Genomic DNA, 2190 nt, shown 5'->3' on the forward strand with positions numbered 1-2190 from the left:
CGTCTTCATTAGCTTTCCCAGGGGGGAGATACTCTGGCCAACTGTATTCCTCCTGCGGCCCGCTGTGCTGCGCAGCGGCGTCCCCCTTGCTCTTAAGACTTTGAAATTTAAATGGGTCCCCGGGAGCAACGTCTGGCGCTGACTGGCCGAGCCGCTTGATCTGCTGGTGAAACGTCCCAACGGGGCTTTCCTTAATCGCGTCTCGGGCCTTTCGGTCCATGAGTTCAAAGTTCGTGAGATTATTTGTCGTTCCGAATGTATCGTCACCCCTGAGGCGGGTTTGTAGTGCCTGCCGATTGACGACGAGGTTGTTGAGGTTCAGGTTATCTGGCTGCGATTGCAATCGCCCAACCAGCGCCCGCGTGCCGTCCACCACGTAGACTCCGCAATCCACCCCGTTGCTCTGCTGGGCGATGCGGGATACGCCCACGCGGGTCTCCAGGCTGGCGCCCAGATTTTCTGCGAGCTCTTTTGCAAGCGTGTCATTGCATCCGTTGTAGGAGTCATAATGATAGGCAACCGGCCGCTCCCGGTCGCTGCGATCAACGAACAGCAGCGACCAATGGGTGCCGCGCTCCTCACGAGTCGTACCGGCATCGCTCACTGGCACGAACAGGAAGTCGGCTGTGTCGTTACCGTTCTTATGGACGATGCGCTGGAATGCGCTTAGCATGACGCTCTTGGAGCCCAAGCGCAGATGATAATTGGCTACGAGGGGATCCACGAACCGCGTCCGGGCGGCGAGATCTGGATTGTTCCCCTGCAACTCCTGCTCCAGGAGCTGGTAATCCCTCTGGATATGTTCGTCGCCTAGCCATTCCAATGCGCCGAGCACCCGCCCGTCTTTAGCTTTCCCAGGGGGCTTCTCTGGCCGACCCAATGCCTCCTGCGGCCCGCTTCGCTGCGCAGCGGCGTCCCCAATGGCACGAGCCTCCATGCCGACTGCGTCTTCCGGACGAGCAGCAAGGGCAATTTCGCGCCCGGGTGCGAACTTCCGGAGATGAGCTAGTGCACTGATCCTCCGGTTACCACCGGAGTTCACATAGCGCTTGGCATCTTCATCCAGCGACCCCTCGTGAAGCCGATCCGCAATCCCCGGCTTTTTGTTTTCATGCAGGTATTCACTGAAACGTATAAGAGTAGATCCATAGACCTGAATGGTACCGCGATTCGGCCCGGTCGCAGGCGCTTCTTTGTACTCTTTGATGAGAGCCGCTGTGTAATCTCTGATGAGCGCGGCGTCGGCAGGGTAGGGATTCCGGACAGGGCGGTCCACCACTGGCGCTCCGCCCGCCAACGTCTTGAGACGACCCAGTGCTCTGACGATCGAGGGGCCACCACCCCAGATCTCGTACTCCTTGCGATCCCGATCCAGCGACGAATCGTCAAGCCGAGCAGCAAATCCCGGCCTGTTATTGTCAAAGAGCCAACGACCAAAGCCGAGAAGAGAATTTACATGGCGCTTGACCGTGATCTCCCCGATCTTACCGGCATAGAGTGCTGACCTCAGCCCTTCGACAACGGTCGCATCGTTGGAATAGAGGGGACCCTTGTCGCGACCGGAGACCCCTATTGGAGGATCTGGCTGCACCGCCGCCGGCACAGAACGAGCATGGTCACGCAACTCGATCCGTGCGGGGGGATTCAGATCAACCACTGACGAGTCCGGCGCATGATGATGGCGCGCCGTTGAGTGACCCGGCTGCAGCACCGAGGCACCCAGCATCGACCCACTGCCTCCGGCGTACGGCGCCGCGGCGTGTTCTTGTCCGCTCCCTTGCATCATGGGCTGCGCTTCCCATGGCAATGCACCCACTTGATGGGTGGGGGCCTGCATCAGCACGCGAGCGCCTGAATTGCCGATCTCGCTCAGCTGCGGCTCAGTGGCAACGTCCTGCAGACGACTGTTCGGGGTCCTTTGCCTCTTCGCTGGTCTCAACTCCGCTGTATCATGCTCACGGTTGATGAGGACCTCCTCGCTTGGTAGCTGGTTGCTCCTGTCCTGTGCAGCGATCCGCTCGTCCGGCGCGCGCTGGTCGCCGTCGCTCCAGCTCAGGGGACGAAAGGACCCTGCGGGATCCGAGGCTTGGTGATGGGGCCCAGTAGGCACGAAAGACGATGCCAGAACAGCGTCGTCTTCATTAGCTTTCCCAGGGGGGAGATACTCTGGCCAACTGTATTCCTCCTGCG

General features: G+C 60.1%; 1 protein-coding gene. It reads right to left on the reverse strand.

Annotation, left to right across the window (positions count from 1 at the left end):
* Positions 1–1726: Ulp1 family isopeptidase (locus NKI88_RS31605; protein WP_352659312.1), on the reverse strand; the 1726-nt coding region annotated here is incomplete at its 3' end.
* Between the last annotated feature and the right edge of the window lie 464 nt (positions 1727–2190).

Source organism: Mesorhizobium sp. M0317 (genome assembly GCF_040321555.1).
In the GTDB taxonomy this organism is placed as follows: Bacteria; Pseudomonadota; Alphaproteobacteria; order Rhizobiales; family Rhizobiaceae; genus Mesorhizobium.